This is a genomic window from Bacteroides gallinaceum, from assembly GCF_030373775.1.
GTDB lineage: Bacteria > Bacteroidota > Bacteroidia > Bacteroidales > Bacteroidaceae > Phocaeicola > Phocaeicola excrementipullorum.
This window is the reverse complement of record NZ_JAUDEN010000010.1, coordinates 94,718-110,667: the sequence shown is the minus strand read 5'-3', so window position 1 is coordinate 110,667 and position 15,950 is coordinate 94,718. Positions and strand designations below refer to the sequence as shown.

The 15,950-nt window shown below is 44.9% G+C and carries 13 protein-coding genes; 5 read left to right on the top strand and 8 right to left on the bottom strand.

What is annotated here, in order from left to right:
* Window positions 1-19 precede the first annotated feature (19 nt).
* The 3 genes from QUW60_RS07345 to QUW60_RS07335 all read left to right on the top strand — a co-directional run bounded on the left by QUW60_RS07345 (window position 20) and on the right by QUW60_RS07335 (window position 6,000).
* On the top strand, window positions 20-4,000 hold the full coding sequence (locus QUW60_RS07345; RefSeq protein WP_353479593.1) for a two-component regulator propeller domain-containing protein: 3,981 nt from the start codon (window positions 20-22) through the stop codon (window positions 3,998-4,000).
* Window positions 4,001-4,024: 24 nt separating this feature from the next.
* Entirely contained in the window at window positions 4,025-4,894 is an 870-nt protein-coding gene (locus QUW60_RS07340) for an endonuclease/exonuclease/phosphatase family protein (protein WP_289559535.1), read from the top strand.
* Window positions 4,895-5,013: 119 nt separating this feature from the next.
* On the top strand, window positions 5,014-6,000 hold the full coding sequence (locus QUW60_RS07335; RefSeq protein WP_289559533.1) for an IS1595 family transposase: 987 nt from the start codon (window positions 5,014-5,016) through the stop codon (window positions 5,998-6,000).
* A gap of 15 nt (window positions 6,001-6,015) precedes the next feature.
* On the opposite strand, the gene QUW60_RS07330 is transcribed toward QUW60_RS07335, so the two are convergent.
* The 3 genes from QUW60_RS07330 to QUW60_RS07320 form a co-directional block, all read right to left on the bottom strand.
* On the bottom strand, window positions 6,016-7,311 hold the full coding sequence (locus QUW60_RS07330) for an MATE family efflux transporter (protein ID WP_289559531.1): 1,296 nt from the start codon (window positions 7,309-7,311) through the stop codon (window positions 6,016-6,018).
* Window positions 7,312-7,554: 243 nt separating this feature from the next.
* Window positions 7,555-8,175 (bottom strand): CatA-like O-acetyltransferase, family 2, encoded by a 621-nt coding sequence (locus tag QUW60_RS07325; protein ID WP_258337191.1) that lies wholly within the window; start codon window positions 8,173-8,175, stop codon window positions 7,555-7,557.
* 74 nt (window positions 8,176-8,249) lie between these two features.
* Window positions 8,250-9,071, bottom strand: a complete 822-nt coding sequence (locus QUW60_RS07320; RefSeq protein WP_289559529.1) for a helix-turn-helix domain-containing protein — start codon at window positions 9,069-9,071, stop codon at window positions 8,250-8,252.
* 247 nt (window positions 9,072-9,318) lie between these two features.
* Here QUW60_RS07320 and QUW60_RS07315 point away from each other — a divergent pair, with 247 nt between their 5' ends.
* Window positions 9,319-10,944: a sialidase family protein gene (locus QUW60_RS07315; RefSeq protein WP_258337193.1), complete on the top strand. Its 1,626-nt coding sequence runs from the start codon at window positions 9,319-9,321 to the stop codon at window positions 10,942-10,944.
* Between the two features lie 153 nt (window positions 10,945-11,097).
* On the opposite strand, the gene QUW60_RS07310 is transcribed toward QUW60_RS07315, so the two are convergent.
* From QUW60_RS07310 to QUW60_RS07295, 4 genes are read right to left on the bottom strand one after another with little or no spacing between them, the layout of a single operon-like run.
* Complete coding sequence (locus QUW60_RS07310) at window positions 11,098-12,093, bottom strand: glycosyltransferase family 2 protein (RefSeq protein WP_289559526.1); 996 nt, start codon at window positions 12,091-12,093, stop codon at window positions 11,098-11,100.
* Window positions 12,094-12,097: 4 nt separating this feature from the next.
* A complete protein-coding gene (gene ispF, locus QUW60_RS07305; protein ID WP_258337195.1) occupies window positions 12,098-12,577 on the bottom strand; it encodes a 2-C-methyl-D-erythritol 2,4-cyclodiphosphate synthase in 480 nt (159 codons plus the stop codon).
* Window positions 12,574-13,191 carry a fumarylacetoacetate hydrolase family protein gene (locus QUW60_RS07300; protein ID WP_289559524.1) on the bottom strand — a complete coding sequence of 206 codons (618 nt, stop codon included), beginning with the start codon at window positions 13,189-13,191 and terminating at the stop codon, window positions 12,574-12,576. Before QUW60_RS07300 ends, ispF begins: the two co-directional genes overlap by 4 nt.
* A 4-nt stretch (window positions 13,192-13,195) precedes the next feature.
* Complete coding sequence (locus QUW60_RS07295) at window positions 13,196-13,849, bottom strand: redox-sensing transcriptional repressor Rex (RefSeq protein ID WP_289559522.1); 654 nt, start codon at window positions 13,847-13,849, stop codon at window positions 13,196-13,198.
* Window positions 13,850-13,962: 113 nt separating this feature from the next.
* Between QUW60_RS07295 and QUW60_RS07290 the strand changes: the two genes are divergently transcribed.
* Entirely contained in the window at window positions 13,963-14,301 is a 339-nt protein-coding gene (locus QUW60_RS07290) for a translation initiation factor (RefSeq protein ID WP_289559520.1), read from the top strand.
* Window positions 14,302-14,377: 76 nt separating this feature from the next.
* Here QUW60_RS07290 and QUW60_RS07285 read toward each other — a convergent pair whose 3' ends face one another.
* On the bottom strand, window positions 14,378-15,919 hold the full coding sequence (locus tag QUW60_RS07285; protein ID WP_258337199.1) for a sulfatase family protein: 1,542 nt from the start codon (window positions 15,917-15,919) through the stop codon (window positions 14,378-14,380).
* Between the last annotated feature and the right edge of the window lie 31 nt (window positions 15,920-15,950).

The window sequence follows — 15,950 nt, the reverse complement described above, 5'->3', positions numbered from 1 at the left end:
TCCTCTCTATCTTTGCAACATGATTATACGAAAACACTCATATTTACGTTACATCTGCATCCTTATTTATTCATGCCTGATGCCTGCTTTATTACATTCGCAGAATGTAGTAAAACAGATTTCCAATGCGGATGGATTATCCAATAATTCGGTGAATTGTTTCCTCGAAGATTCGGAACATACGCTTTGGGTAGGGACATGGGACGGATTAAATGCATATAACGGTCGTAGCTTCAAAACCTATTCTTATAATAAAAAGGATGCAGGGTCTATCAGCAATAATGTCATCTGGCAGATTATCGAGCAGAGCGACTCTATCCTGTGGGTATCTACGAACTATGGGGTGAACCGGTGGAAACGTTCTACCCAACAGTTTACTCCTTATTATTTAGGTACACAGAATAATCCGCCGAAACAGGAGAAGTCATTTCTGCTGGGTATCACTTCCGGCAAGCATATTATCTGTTATGTGAAAGAGCAGGGTCTATTCTGTTTCGATGACCGGAAACAGGAGTTTGTTTCCTTGAAGAATGACCTGCCTGATAACATCAGGAACTTCGTCATTGATTCCAAAGACCGGATATTCTTTCTCACAGGACATGGACAATTATTACATTATCAACTGACTGTCCGCAACTCCTGTCCCGAACTCTCGTTTAAAGAAGAAATCAGGCACTGTGCCCCCGTTTCCAATATTTATCTTTCCCAGGACTGCCTTATCATTAACGATGACAGGACGCTGACTGTTTCACAAGATAACCGTATATTGGACAGTATAAATATTCCGGAGAACAAGACTGTATCACAAGCTATCTGCCACGGTGAATATCTCCTTATCAGCTTTATCGAGGGGGGATGCATCAGATATAATCTTGAAAATGGGACTTCAACGGAATTACTCCAATTGCCGGAGAAAGCTTCCATTTTCACTATTTATATCAGCTCGCAGAATATCCTTTGGGTAGGTACGGACGGACAAGGGATATTGGAAGTCTATGAACACAGTTCACCTTTCCATACCGTAAAAACGAATTATCCTGTCCGCTGTTTTTGTGAGGAAGACAATGGCAATATACTCGTAGGAACAAAAGGAGAAGGTATCCTGCTGCTCGACAAGCAGGAACGTGGAGTCACCCCCTATCTTTCAACGGACAACGGGTTAATCTCCAACTCCGTTTATACTATCCGCAAAAATATGTCCGGGGATATATTCATCGGAACCGAAGGGGAGGGTATCAATTATATTCCACTCAATGGCAGCCAGGTGAAAAAACTAGGTATTCCTGCTGAATATTCTGCTTTCAGGGCAGTGTACAGTATCTTGTTCACCCATAACGATTCACTTTTATGGTTGGGGACTTCCGGTTACGGACTTATCAAGCTGAGCCTGCAAAGGGAAGGAAAAAGTTATAGAGTAACGGACATGAAACAATATAAATCTCCCGGCCCTTCTTCGCCAAGCAATAATACCATTTATTCGATTATTGCCGGATACGATGAGAATGAACTTTGGCTAGGCACGCGAGGGGGCGGAATTAATAAGTTCGATATCGCGTCCGAACGTTTCCGGCAGATGAGTGAGATAGACCCCGGCTTGTCCCTGACTAACAATGACGTGATTTATCTGACTAAAGGAGATTCTGCCAGTATCTGGATAGGTACCAGTTATGGTCTTAACCGATTGTTCCCGACAGGCACACCGCCTTCCATCATTGAATATACGGATAATAACGGATTGCCCAATAATACGATTCACGGCATCCTGAAAGATGAGAACGGGAATATTTGGGCAAGCACCAATCAAGGTATCTCCTTTATCGACTTGCCCTCGGGAAAAATTACCAATTATTCCTCAAGAAACGGGCTGCAAAACGACGAATTTTCTGATGGGGCCATTTTTAAGGACAAAGCCGGATGGCTGTATTTCGGCGGAGTCTGCGGGTTGAACTATTTCGACGAGAACAAGATACGTTTGCGGGAACATATCGCATCGTTAAGCCTGAACAGCCTGAAGATAAACAATACAAGCCAGAATATCTACGAACGTATCCGTAATCATACGCTCCGGCTGGACTACGACGAGCCTTATATTACTTTGGGATTTGCCGCACATGATTTTATCAACAATGAGAATTGTGAGTTCAGCTACCGCATTATCGAATTTGCCGACGAATGGATTTACAATGAGAATAACCCGAATATCGTTATCACCAAACTGCCGCCGGGAAAATATAAACTGGAAGTAAAATGCACCAATGGCGACCGGGTATGGAGCAACGAAATCTATTCCCTCAATTTGGACATCGCTTACCCCTGGTGGCTCAGTATCACCGCTTTTATTATTTATTTTATCCTGATTGCCATTGCTATCTATATCACGCAATCCGTCATCAAGAATAGAATTCGGCTAAACCGTCAGATTCTACTGGAACATATCGAAAAACAAAACCAGCAACGTATCCATGAATCGAAGTTGAACTTCTTCACGAATGTGGCACACGAGTTTTTCACTCCGTTGACACTGATATACGGCCCGGCACAGCACTTGCTGGAGAAGGCAGACCTTGACAGTTATACAAAAAGATATATCTACATCATCAAGAACAATGCCGACCGGATGCAGAAGCTTATCAACGAACTGATGGAGTTCCGAAAAGCAGAAGCGGGACATACGGCTATCTATGCTGAAAAAGTGGATATTCAGTTACTCGTCGATTATGTATCGGACAACTATACCGAAATTGCCGAAGAAAACAAGATAGACTTCAGCTTCAAAAGCAAAGAAGTATCATCCTTTACAACAGACCGGAATGCACTAGAAAAAATAATATTCAATTTGCTTTCCAACGCATTCAAATATACGCCGTCCGGCGGATATATCCGTGCTGAAATACGGAAGAATGTTACTGACGGGACATTGCATTTCCAAATCCGCAACTCGGGCAAGGGGCTGACTGAGAAACAAATGAGTGAAATATTCAGCCGGTTCAAGATTTTTGAGAGTAGTAACCTGAAACATGCGGGAAGCACCGGAGTCGGTCTGAATCTGACCAAGAGCCTGACGGAGTTATTGGGTGGAGAAATCACCGTAGGAAGTGTATTGGGAGAGTATGTAGAATTCAATGTATCTCTACCGTCCATGCACGTGAATTCCGGAAAAGAAAGTCAGCCGGCAGAAGAAGATATAGAAGCCAGTGAAATGCTTTTTGTCCCTAAACAAAAGGACATTAGTATATTGATTGTAGAAGATGAAAAGAATATCCGCGAACTTCTGAAAGATATCCTGCTTCCTTACTACCAAGTTAGGGAAGCAGCCGACGGGGAAGAGGCGCTGAAAGAAATCGAACAGAAACAGCCAAATATTATTATCAGCGATGTATTGATGCCCAGGCTGGACGGCATCACTCTGACGGATATATTGAAAGCCAACGAGCGGACTGCCCACATTCCGATTATCCATATCTCTGCCAAGAACTCCATCGAAGACCAGATTAACGCTTACAATCATGGAACGGACTTATATATCCACAAACCTTTCCATCCGAGACATGTATTGAGCGCGGTAGAGAATATGATTAATAAATACTCTCTGATGAAAGAGTATTTCAAATCCAGCCGTTCCTCTCTCATCGTAAGGGATGGAATCACCATGCATAAAGAGGATGAGCTGTTACTGGACAAGATTATCAAATTCATTGAAGATAATATTGATGACGAATCCATAAACCCGGATTCTCTCGCAGACTTTATAGGAGTAAGCAAAGCGGGATTGTACCGTAAACTCAAAGAATTGACGGAAAAGACACCAAGCGAATTTGTCCGTACCATCCGCCTGGAATATGCAGCGGGACTATTAAAGACCACCAAACTCACCGTTACTGAGATTATGTATAAATCGGGCTTCTCAAACAAGTCTTATTTCTACCGGGAGTTTGCCAAGTTATACAACACTTCTCCCAAAGAATACAGGAGCGGACAGACAGAAGAAAAAGATACTTAATAACCATCTAACAATAAAGGAACAATGAGAAAACTTTTTATTGTATTGGCGCTCTGCAGTGTGTCAATACTGAATGCGCAGCAACTGAATGTCGCTTCTTATAATGTACGAAACAGTAACCCGAACGATGCCAAAGCCGGAAACGGCTGGGAACAGCGTTGCCCGGTACTCACCCAGTTGATCACCTTTCATAGCTTCGATATATTCGGAGCGCAGGAAGTGAAACATAACCAACTGGAAGATATGTTGAATGCCCTGCCGCAATACAGCTATATAGGCGTAGGACGGGATGACGGGAAAACGAAAGGGGAATATGCGCCTATCTTCTACCGGAAGGATAAATTCAAGCTACTCAAATCCGGGAATTTTTGGTTATCGGAAGATACCTCGAAGCCGAATAAAGGATGGGATGCAGCCTATACCCGCATCTGTACATGGGGAGAATTCAAGGATATTACAGGCAAGTTCAGATTCTGGTTCTTTAACCTGCACATGGACCATATCGGAGTAGTGGCACGTCGCGAAAGTGCCAGGTTAGTTATCAGCAAGATTAAAGAGATGTGTGGCAAAGACCCCGTCATACTCACTGGAGATTTCAATGTAGACCAGACCAGCGAAAGCTATCAAGTACTTCATGAATCCGGAATATTATCAGACTCTTATGAGGTCGCGCAACTGAGATATGCAACTAATGGAACATGTGCGGGATGGAATCCGAACACATATACTCCCAACCGTATCGACCATATCTTCGTTACTAAAAACTTCGCTGTTGAAAAGTACGGAGTACTGACAGATACTTACCGAATTAAGAATGAAGCTACTGGAAAGTATGAAGCACGCATCCCTTCAGACCATTTTCCGGTGAAGGCGGTATTGAAATATACCAAGTAAGCAAAGCAGAATTCGAAATGATAATATAAGCCTGTCAATGTTCTATTTTGGCTCTAGTTTAACAATACGTTGTAAATTGGCACATAAATTGCATGTACCTTTTAAAAAAGGAGGCAATTATGACGTATAATGAAGTATTGTCAGCCGCTCAGTCTTTGTCAGAGTCGGAACGGCAATCTTTGGTACAAGCGTTGAGCATGGCCAAACATTGTGAAGCGACAGTCCCTGAAAGCTCGCACCTGTCAGCTCTGTTGGAAAAGCAGGGCTGCTGCCCTCATTGCGGCGGCAACCGTTACTACCGTTTCGGCAAGGACCACGGGACGCAACGCTTCAAGTGCAAGGATTGCGGCAGGACTTTCACCGAATATACCGGCACGTGGCAGCAGAAGCTCCACAAGAAAGGGCTTGTCAAGGCATATATGCACCTGATGTCCGAGCAGAAGTCTCTTGACAGGATTTCTGCCGCATTGCACATTAACAAGAAGACAGCTTTCGACTGGCGGCACAAGATATTGCGTTCCCTGAAGCAGGATGAAGGCGGTTCGTTCTCAGGAATAACCGAAAGCGACGAGACATTCTTTGAAAAGTCAGACAAAGGCAGCCGCCACCTGGGACGCAAGCCCCGCAAGCGTGGCGGAGGGGGAAAAGGCAAAGGCGCATCCAAGGACAAGGTCACCGTCATGGTGACGGCTGACAGAAAGAACGACCTCAACATGACGTTTTGCGGATATGGACGGCTGACGAAAGCGGAAATCACGGAAAGCCTGCACACTCCGCTGCCACAAGGGACGGTGCTGTGTTCGGACGGGCATGTCAGCTACAAGGGATATGCAATGGACAACCATATTGAGCATGCGGTCATAAGGGCTGACCTCGGCTGGCACGTTAAGAGGGGATTTTACCATATCCAACACGTCAATTCCCTGCACAGCAGGCTCAAGAAGTGGCTTAACGGAACATTCTGGGGCGTAGCCACGAAGTACATGCAGGACTATCTCAACTGGTTCAAGGTGCAAGAGACCGTCCTGAAGTTCTGCAATGACCAGGCCGGTGAATTGCTGGGGATTTCCATGAAGCATTATAATGTCAAGTTTGCAACGGTATAATCAACTAGAGCCCATTCAGTTTCTAATAGTGTTTAATTTCAAATAAATGACAGACTGCGCTCCAAGTCCAATCACGAACAGGTATTCTACCGTCCAGTAAACGGCAAGGGGTACATTCCAATGGCTCAATCCCCACAGATAGAGCAGGTAGGCGGCGATGGTTGTCGCCTGAAAGATGAATGCCGTCCGTGTCGCCCCCGTTCCCGTAACGGCATTCATATAGACATAGCCGGGCAAGGCAAAGACATAATTCAGCAACATGACCACAAACGGCAACCATGCGGTTTGCACGATAGCCGGATTGTCTGTATAGACACTGATAACAAGCTGATGGAATAGCAATGCAAGCACAATCAGCGGTAATCCAATGGCATAGCCTAATCGGATTACTCTGCTGCATAGCGGAAATACTTTTCCCCGTTCGTTCGCTCCAATCAAATTGCTTACGAGTGAGCCTGTTGTGGCGGCAAATGAATTGACGATGACGAAGAATAGGGTGGAAATGCTTCGAAGAATATTTGCCACTGCCAGTTGCAGTTCTCCTAAATGTTCGATTGCCACAAAGAACAGGAACCAAGGGGCTACGCTGATGAACGAATGGAACATACTCCAAACGGACACCCGGCAGACATGGCGCAATACAGTTTTGTCAAATCGCCAATATAAGCCATAAAGCCGTTTATCCATTTTTCGTAAAACATGAATCGCCAGCACTGCCAATGAACATGCTTCGGCAAAAGATGATGCGATGGCTGCACCAGCTATTCCCATGTTCCAATGGAATATGAGCAGCCAGTTACCCGAAATGTTCACCAATACGGCTGCCAAAGCCGCTACGTTTAAGGCCTTTGTACGGGTAATGCTGACCAAGAAAGAGCGCAGGGCAAGGAACGGAAAGGAGAACAACAATCCCCAAATTCGCCCGTCCAAATAATCAATCACGGCATGATAGACTTCCGCAGAAGTAATCAGCCGACTTAGAATAATCGGGGAAAACAGTTTGGAGAACAGACACAAAAAGACAGCAAGTCCCGACAGGAAAAACAATCCTTGAAAGAATGTCTTTCCTGTTTCGGAATAATGCTGCTCGCCGTTGCGCCGTGCGACAATGACCTGTAAGCCCAAACTGAAACCGAAGCCGAGCATGTAGATAGCCAGATACCAAATCCCGGCAAGGGCCGATGCGCCCAACTCTATTTCTCCCACATGCCCCAAGAAAATGGCATCGGTGATATTGATAAGTTGTTCAATAAGGATGCTCATCATTACAGGAAAGTTGATGAGCCAAATATGCTTATATGTATAGTTCATTGTTCAACTTGATAAGATGCGACAAGTCCTGCTGCATAAGGCGGCATGACACATCGCATAATTATGAATTTGGAATAATGGCAAAACAAGAAAGGACAAACCCTGTTATAGACCTGTCCGTTGCTGAATAGCTATAACAAAATGCTATCCGTTAAGCGCAGCTATATGCACACTTGCCATTTCATATTGGTTGAACAATTCTATTTTTTCTGTTAGTTCCGCAAAGATAGCATTTGTTCTTGATTATACCTTTAAATTCTCAATTTCTTTTTGTAGGTTTTCCAAAAAACGGGAAGCATGTGCGCCATCCATCTGGGTATGATGAAACTGAAAGGAAACAACCAGCGTCCGTTTCCATAAACGCCGTTTGTATTTGCCCCAAATCAGAAACGGATTATTGAACACACCGCTGTACATGCCTACTGCCCCGTCTATCTCATACCCAGCAAGGGCTGATGTGCCAATCACCATGCTATCCGTCAAGTCATGATTTTGGCAGTTTTCGGCAACTTGCCTGGTAAGCAGCAAATAATCCGCATTGAATTGTCTTAAATCTTTAGAGAAAGGAACATCACAGGAACTAACCTCACCATTCCGATTAGCTACAATGGCGCAGACTGCAAGATTGTCGTATTGCATTAACTTCTTACCAACAGGAAGCATATAGAACTCTTTGATATTACTTGCTGCCCGCCCGATACACCAACACATCAGCATATTGAATTTCAATCTTGTCCGTTTGCTGATGCGGGCAAGGCGGGTAACATCTATTGTCTTGAAAAAGGTGAGCATGGGCATGGGTGCATTCATCCACATTTCAAATGCATAGGCACGGGTCGTATCTTTTGGATTTACTTCTTTCATTCTATCGTTCATTTTAAATTGAATAAGTGCAAAGGTAAACCGACTATCGAACGATGGATAGAATAAAAGGGACATTATATAGGGTTGTTGAACAAATCGGAATAAGGTTTGCATACATTCAGCAAAGACAATGGTGTATAACCGCTGAATTGTTTAAACTCCCGGATAAAATGCGACTGGTCAGCGTAACCGCATTGATATGCCAGCTGAGCCTGATTTGCATCTTCCGGATAATGCTGCAACAGTTTCAATGATTTCTGGAAACGGACTATTCTTGCATATTCTTTAGGATTCGCACCTACCAGTTCTTTAAACAGACGCTCAAACTGTTTCTTGCTTAAACAGGCAATAGAAGTCAATTCCTTGACAGAAGTTTCCGGCATTATGAGCAGTTGTCTTATAACGGCAGTTATTCTTTTGATGTTGTATTCTGTTTTTAAGGTCAATGCACCTGCTATTTGGGATAACAGCCATTGCTCTATTGCGCCAATACATAAACTTGTATTTTCGCAGTCAAAGATTTGTGCAGCCAGTCGTTTCAAATGCTTGTTTTCAAGGTCATAACCGGAAACCTCTTGATTGTGCAATAAGGATATGGGCAAATTCAAGAAGGCTTTCAGGGCGTATGGCTGAAATACAGCAACTATCATTTCCACATTATCATCCGCATATAAATGTGAATGATAATTTACCTGACCGCTAACGGTAAATTCTGATTGAGAGACTCCCAGTTCCGGGATATAAAGCGGTGTTTGTTTATGGAAAATGATTTGAGGACAACCAATAGGAAAAGTAAGGGTATTCAGCGGTTGATTGCTTTTGAATACCCAATAATACCTGACGTAAGGTTGTAACTCCTTGCAAGGCTTGTAAAATCTGAAATCCTCTTGAATCATTTTACAAAGGTAAGGCTTTTTGCCGTTTCTTATTGATCACAAGCAAAAATATAGCTGCAAACGAAACATTTCGTTTCCTCCCTTGCACATTAAAGATTTTCTTGATAACTTGCCACAGCGTTTCTTTTAATTCCGCTGAATACATAATTATTCAAGTCTGCAAGCTGGGAATAATCATTTCACGGAAAGAGGAAACACTCCTTTTATTTTTAAACTTTAATTTTTAAACGACAGTTTCTGATTGCTCATGAAAAAAGTTTTTCCATTCGCTTTATTCCTATTCTCCACATTAGCAACATGGGGAGCAGATACCTTACTGGTAAAATCGCCACAAATACCAATACTCATCGAAAGACACGACAACGTTTTGTTTTATATGCGCCTCACATCAACTGGAACAAAGGTGTTAGACAACATTAGCGTAAACTTCGCGAAGGACGCAGATATCAACAAAATAAAATCGATAAAACTATATTATGCCGGAACAGAAGCACTGCAAGACAGAAACAAAGGAAGATTTGCTCCTGTCAAATACATTTCGAGCAACAATCCCGGGAAAACACTTGCCGCCAATCCTTCTTACTCCATTAAAAAATCGGAGTCTGAAGTTGTAGAAAGCACCATAAAACTTGATGGCAAACAAAAATTATACCCCGGAATAAATTACTTTTGGGTAAGCATAGAAATGAAAGACGATGCACCTATAAGTACCACACTGGCCGCTTCTCTCATTTCAGCCGAGGCCGACGGCAAACCTCTGCCTGTAAAAACTGTTTCAGGCGATACCACCGTCCGCAGAATGGGTATAGGTGTACGTCATGCAGGCGATAACGGTTCGGCAGCATTCCGAATTCCCGGATTAGTAACAACCAATAAAGGCACGCTTTTAGGTGTATACGATGTACGTTATAACAACAGCGCGGATCTGCAAGAACATATTGACATCGGTTTGAGCCGAAGCACAGACGGTGGCAGAACATGGGAAAAAATGCGTCTGCCCCTGTCATTTGGCGAATACGACGGACTGCCCTCGGCGCAAAACGGGGTTGGCGACCCGTCGATTCTAGTCGATACAAAAACAAATACGGTCTGGATTGTAGCAGCATGGACACACGGAATGGGAAACCAACGTGCATGGTGGAGTTCACAACCCGGCATGGACTTAAACCATACGGCACAATTAGTCATGACAAAGAGTACAGATGACGGCAAAACATGGTCGGCTCCCATCAACATTACCGAGCAGGTCAAACTCCCGGAGTGGCATTTCTTATTGCAAGGTCCCGGACGTGGAATCACAATGCAAGACGGCACATTGGTATTCCCCATCCAATACATCGACAAAACACGCATTCCGAATGCCGGAATCATGTACAGCAAAGACAGAGGAGAAACATGGCATATTCATAACCTTGCCCGCACCAACACGACAGAAGCACAAGTGGCAGAAGTCACACCGGGCACGCTCATGCTCAACATGCGAGACAACCGGGGAGGAAGCCGTGCCGTATATACCACGACCGATTTGGGTGTGACGTGGAAAGAACATGAATCGTCGCGCACGGCACTGATTGAGCCCGTATGTATGGCAAGTCTCATCAGCGTAAAAGCCGAAGACAATGTGCTGGGCAAAGACTTGCTGATTTTCTCAAACCCCAATACCACCAATGCCCGAAGAAACATGACTATCAAAATAAGTACCGACGGTGGAAAGACGTGGAGTCCGGAACATCAGCTTCTGTTAGATGAAGAAGACAACTGGGGGTATTCATGCCTCACAATGATTGACAAAGAAACAATAGGAATATTGTACGAAAGCAGTGTGGCACACATGACTTTCCAAAGTATAAAACTGAAAGACATCATACCATAATAGGCTCTTGTGATTAAGATTTCAGCAGATGCCGGACGAAACATAGGTTCTTAAACCTCGGGCTGTTGATGACTTAAACACCGAAAAGCCGAAGTTCCCGTTTCCTTCTGAATAGACGAAAGGAAACGGGGACTTCTATAAAAAGCTCACAGATCATTTATAAAAACTTTTTTCAAAAGCAGAAAAAGACTCTTTCCGGAGCACGCACCGCTTCCACCAAGCATAAAGGAACCCCGTTCCATACCCGGTAAGCTGGACAAAAGCGGCTCCAACCGAAAGGATACCTATCCACAAGCTCTTGTTCCGTACGGAAGAGTCCAGAAAAATCACCAATGCGAAAAACAGAAGAAGAAGCAGACTCCACGGACAGATGAGAGCAGCAAGCAGCACCAGCACCACTCCGACCGTAAAAACAGCCGGAAGCAAATGCACCAACTTCAGAGATTCTGGATATTTCTTGTAAAGATTGATGCGCGCAATGCCTGAATTATGCACTTGCTTGAAGAACTTGCGAAAATCTGTACGACGTTTGTGCCAGACCCATGCTCCGGGAAACAAGCGGCATCTGCAATTGTTCTTGAAAATACGGATACTGAAATCAATGTCCTCTCCAAAACGCATATCAGAAAAACCTCCCAAGGATCGGTACACATCGGCTCTCACCCCCATATTGAAGCTCCTCGGATAGAACTTGTCCATTTTTTTCTTTCCCCCGCGAATGCCGCCAGTAGTAAAAAAAGAGGTCATGGCATAGTTGATAGCTTTCTGCACGGGAGTGAACGAAGCATGTGCGCGGTCAGGTCCCCCGAAAGCGTCAGCCGGTTCCTTCTCCAATTCGATCTCAACCGCCTGAAGATATCCTTCCGGCAAAATACAATCAGAATCCAGTATGATAAGATATGCTCCTTTGCTGCGCTCTGCACCGTAATTGCGGGTTTTTCCCGGCCCGGAATTCAGCTTGGTGTAATAACGTATATCCATCACGGGCAAATACTTGTCAACTACAGCCTTGCATGGCACTGAAGATCCATCCTCCACCACCACCACTTCAAAATCCTTGAATGTTTGGCGCGAAAGGCTTTCAAGAAGCTCGTCAACCTCTTCGGGACGGTTATATACGGGAATAATTATGGAATACTTCGGATTCATTGTATCAATCCTTTTCTATCAATACCGTTGCGTATGCGGAGATACCTTCTTCACGCCCGGTAAAACCTAATTTTTCTGTAGTGGTGGCTTTGACAGACACATCATCTGCCTCCACTCCCATCACCTCGGCAAGAATGTTCTGCATAGCGGGAATATGCGCCTTCAGTTTAGGACGTTCGGCACACACCGTTGCATCGACATTTCCTACCCGATAGCCTTTCCCCGCTATCAAAGCGACGGTTTTCTTCAAAAGAATCTTGCTGTCTATATTTTCAAACTCCGAGGAATTGTCGGGAAAATGATAGCCTATGTCACGCATGTTGGCAGCTCCCAACAGGGCATCGCAAATGGCATGAATCAGCACATCGGCATCCGAATGTCCCAAGAGTCCCTTTTCATGTTCCAGCCTGATACCTCCCAGCCACAAATCACGTCCCGGCACCAGCCGATGGACATCGAAACCAAATCCAACTCTTATCTTCATCGTATATTGAAATCTAACACTTTTTCATCTTCCAGATAACCTTCCAAGTGATTCCCAATCTGCACCGGCCCCACTCCGACCGGGGTTCCCGTATAAAGCAGGTCACCGATTTTCAACGTGCAGAACTGACTTACATAAGCAATAATCCGGTCTACATTGAAAATCATATCGCATGTATTTCCCTGCTGAACCGTTTTTCCGTCAATATCCAAACGGAAACGGATGTTCTGAATATCAGCAAGCCGCTCAACAGGAATCCACTCACCAATAGCAGCAGAATTGTCAAACCCTTTGCAGAGCTCCCAAGGTTTCCCTTCTGCACGGAACTTCCGCTGAAGATCCCGTGCGGTGAAATCAATGCCGACGGTCACTGCATCATAATAGCGGCGGGCGAAACGCTCCGAAATATTCTTGCCTAAACGGCTGATACGCACTACAAGTTCCGTTTCATAATCCACCTGCCCGCAGAAGTCGGGAATGAAAAAGGGCTTTCCGTCTTTCAGAATGGCCGAATCAGGTTTCATAAAAATTACCGGATCCTCCGGCACTGGTTCTCCGGCATGCAACTCCTCGCAATGGAGTCTGTAGTTCATGCCTACAGCTATTATCTTCATTGATCTATTTCTTTACAAGTTCGTTCAAACGATTAAACATTACGGCCAGATGCGCGTAAAGCGAAGTGTTCTGCACCACAATGGTTTCGGGCACACGGATACGGAACGGCGTAAAGTTCCACACGGCCTTGATTCCGCCTGCCACCATCTTGTCTGTTATCTCCTGAGCAATATTTATGGGCACGGTAAGCACTCCGATTTTCACTTTGTCCTTTTCCGTCCGCTCCTCAAACTCATCGGTATGATAAATGGGAATACCGTTTATTTCCGTCCCCACCAGTTCCGGATTGACATCGAATGCCCCCACTATTTTCAAGCCAAAATGCGACAAGCCCGAATCGCGGAGCAAAGCACCTCCCAAACTTCCCACACCGAAAAGATAAGCCCGATGCATGTTGGTGAAGCCAAGAAAATCTTCCAGTACGCTGACCAGCCTGTCTATTTCATATCCTACTCTCGTGCGACCGGCAATATTCACATACGAAAGGTCCTTCGCTATCTGCGAGGCATCGATATTGATCTGACGAGAAATCTGTGTGGACGAAACATACCTTTCCCCTCTCTCTTTCATCAGCTTTGCATTCGAAAGATACCACGGAAGCCTGCGCAATGTGGGCTCAGGTATTTTCCCGTTATTCTTATTTACTCGTTCTGCCATCGATGCATCTATTTTCATAACAAATCATTGCAAAAATACGTTTTTCTGAGCAAATCAATAAACGAATAATGAAAAATGTTCTTACCTTTGAAACTCTTTAAAGATTATTTGGCATGAAAAAGAATGACTGGAAAGACCGGCTGAACATCGTATATTCAACCAATCCTGATTTCCGCTACGATGACGGAGCGGAAGAGGAGGAAGAAACTCCCGAAAAGAACAGGCAGAAACTGAGAGTCAGCATTGAAAAGAAGGGAAGAGGAGGAAAAACCGTAACCGTGGTATCCGGATTCACCGGACGGGAAGACGATCTGAAAGAACTCGGCAGGCTGCTGAAGACTAAATGCGGAGTGGGAGGTTCCGTAAAAGACGGAGAAATCTTGATTCAAGGCGAACTGAAACAACGGGTCATTGAGATTCTGAAAACAGACGGATACACTCAAACGAAGTGACAGAGCCAACAAGAAAATGATTGGCCGTTGCGTGTGCTTCACCGCCAACAGCCAATCATCAATTCTCAATTGCATATCAATTGCCGACCACTTCCTTGAGCAATGCGGCGAGTTCCTTCACCTTCTCCGGATATTTGTCGGCCACATCATTCTTTTCCGACGGATCTTCCTTCAGATTATACAATTGCGGTTTCGGACTATGTCCAAGTTCCGTCTTAGTCCAGGTTTCATATTTACGCTTGTCACTCGGCTCAAAATATTTCCACCCGTCCTTGATAATAGCCAACGTGTTGTCCAGGTTCTGCTCTACAACGTATTCGCGGTCTGCCTGATCCTCGCCCAACAATTCTTTTGCACGCGCATGGCTGTCGAATGCTACACCGTCCTGCAATGGCACACCGAGAATTTCGGCCATTGACGCGAACACATCAATCTGCGAGAAGAGTCCTTCCTGCTTGCCGGGATTCGTGATGCGTGCCGGCCAGCGTACGATGAACGGGATACGTGTTCCGGCTTCGTAAAGACTGTATTTGCCTCCGCGATAGATGCCCATCGGCGTATGTCCGTTCAGCATTTCCCTAGCCTGGTCCTGATACCCATCATCGATAACCGGACCGTTGTCGCTTGTAAAGATAAAGAGAGTGTTGTCGGCTATGCCCAAACTATCGAGCGTATGCATGATTTCGCCGATTGTCCAGTCAAGCTGAAGAATCACGTCACCGCGTGTTCCCAAGCCGCTCTTTCCTGCAAAACGCGGATGAGGTATGCGCGGAACATGGATGTCCTGAGTTCCCATATAGAGGAAGAAAGTTGTATCCGCCGATTCGCAAATAAAGTTTTTAGCCTTGGCGGTAATCACATCGGCAATCTCCTCATCATTCCACAAAGCCGACTTTCCACCTGTCATCCATCCGATACGCGGGATGCCGTTAATAATGGTGTTGTTGTGTCCCTGGCTTGGCTTCAGTTTCACCAGTTCCGGATTTTCCTTTCCGGTTGGCCAATCACCCACCTTATGGTCATAGCTCACCGTTATCGGATCCGAAGGATCAAGGCCAGCCACACGTCCGTTTTCCACAAACACACAGGGCACACGGTCCACTGTAGCCGGAATGATGAATTCATAGTCAAATCCGATGCTCTGCGTATTCGGTTTGATGAGTCCGTTGAAGTTCGTACCGCCAACAGGTCCCAATCCCAAATGCCATTTACCTACAGCAGCAGTACGGTAACCAGCCTCATGGAACATATCGGCCAATGTGACGCAGGTTGTATCAATAATCAGTTCCGAGTTTCCGGGAGCGATGCCTGTATTTTCTTTCCTCCAAGGATAAGTACCTGTCAACATTCCGTATCTCGAAGGAGTACTTGTAGCTGAAGTGGCATACGCATTCGTAAACAGAAGCCCCTGGTTCGCCAGGCTGTCGATGTTGGGGGTAGAAATCTTAGTAGCTCCATAGCAACTCAAATCGCCGATTCCCAGATCATCCGAATAAATGAAAATAACATTCGGACGTTTCAAGTCAACGGTCTGTTCTTTTTGGGCTTGTGGTCCACATCCCGTAAGAGCCGCAAGACCGGACATTGCAGAAATGCCCAACAATAAGTTTTGTTTCATAAATATAAAGGTTTAAAATGTAAAAGTTCTG